This window comes from Promicromonospora kroppenstedtii DSM 19349 (assembly GCF_000515355.1).
Taxonomy (GTDB): domain Bacteria; phylum Actinomycetota; class Actinomycetes; order Actinomycetales; family Cellulomonadaceae; genus Promicromonospora; species Promicromonospora kroppenstedtii.
The window spans coordinates 1-1342 of record NZ_KI911756.1 but is presented as its reverse complement, the minus strand read 5'-3'; the positions used below and the strand labels follow the sequence as shown (position 1 = coordinate 1342).

1 protein-coding gene is annotated in these 1342 nt (G+C 73.8%); it reads left to right on the top strand.

All coding sequences use genetic code 11. The features are described 5' to 3' along the window. Positions 1 to 1342 (top strand): PDZ domain-containing protein (locus PROKR_RS26225; RefSeq protein ID WP_036969642.1); only part of this gene is annotated, 1342 nt, incomplete at both ends.

Below are 1342 nucleotides of genomic sequence, written 5' to 3'. Positions count from 1 at the left end.
GGCCGGGTGCTGCACCTGGCGGCGAGCCCGGACGGCGACAAGATGGCCGCCGTCTCGCACGACGGCCGGGTCAGCGTGGTCGCGCTGCCCGCCCCCGCGACGGACGGCGACGCCGCCAACCACGAGCACGCCCCGCAGGCGGGCACCGTCATCCCGCTCGGGCGATCGACGAACGGCGAGGCGGAGTCCCCGACGTTCTCGCCGGACGGGCGGTACCTCGCCTGGTCCAGCCCGACCGGCACCGAGGGCGACCACCACCAGGTGCTCGTCGCCGACCTGCACGCCACGCCGCCGACGGTGGCACCGCTGACGTCGGGGCGGTTCCACGACTTCTCGCCGGCCTTCAGCGACGACGGCAAGTACGTCGTCTTCCTGTCGAACCGTACGTTCGACCCGTCCTACGACTCCCACGAGTTCGCCCTGTCGTTCAGCGCGGCGACCCGGCCGTGGCTCATCCCCCTGGCCGCGACCGAGCCTGCGCCGTTCGGTCCGAGCGCCGACGGCTGGCGTCTGAGCACGCCGGACGACAAGAAGGCCGGCACGGACGACGACGCGGCGGGCGGCGCGAAGCACGACGAGGGCACGCAGGCCGCGGCCTCGCCGGACATCGACTTCGACGGCGCCGAGGAGCGGGTGGTGCCGTTCCCGGTGACGTCGGGCCGCTACCGCGACCTGCTCGCGGCCAAGGGTGGCGTGCTCTGGGTGCACGAGACCGACGACGCCGGCGTGCTCGGCACGCGGCACGCCGGCACGGAGGGCGACCCGGTGCCGAACGTGCTCCAGTTCTGGTCGTTCGAGGCGCGCAAGGCCACGGACATCGCGGAGAAGGTGACCGGGTACGCGGTGTCGGGCGACGGCGAGCGGGTGGTGATCCGGTCCGGATCGGGGCTCAGCACGCAGTCGGCAACCAGCAAGCCCGGCGACGACGACCCGAGCGCCTTCGACATCGACCTGTCCCGCGTGCGCCACGAGGTGGACCCACGTGCCCAGTGGCACCAGATGTTCGACGAGAACGCCAGGATCATGCGCGACCACTACTGGCGCGCGGACATGAACGGCGTCGACTGGTCCGGGGCGGTGGCGCGCTGGCGCCCGCTGATCGACCGGGTCGCGACGCACGACGACCTGGAGGACGTGCTCTGGGAGACCGTCGCCGAGCTCAACACGTCGCACGCCTACGTGCGGTCGCCCCACGAGCGCGGCGACTCGTCCCGCAAGCTCGGGCTGCTCGGCGCGGACCTCACGCGGACCGCCGAGGGCTGGCGGATCGACCGGGTGCTGCCGAGCGAGTCGTCCGACCCGGGAGCGCGGTCCCCGCTGCGCGCCGCGGGCGTCGACGCGC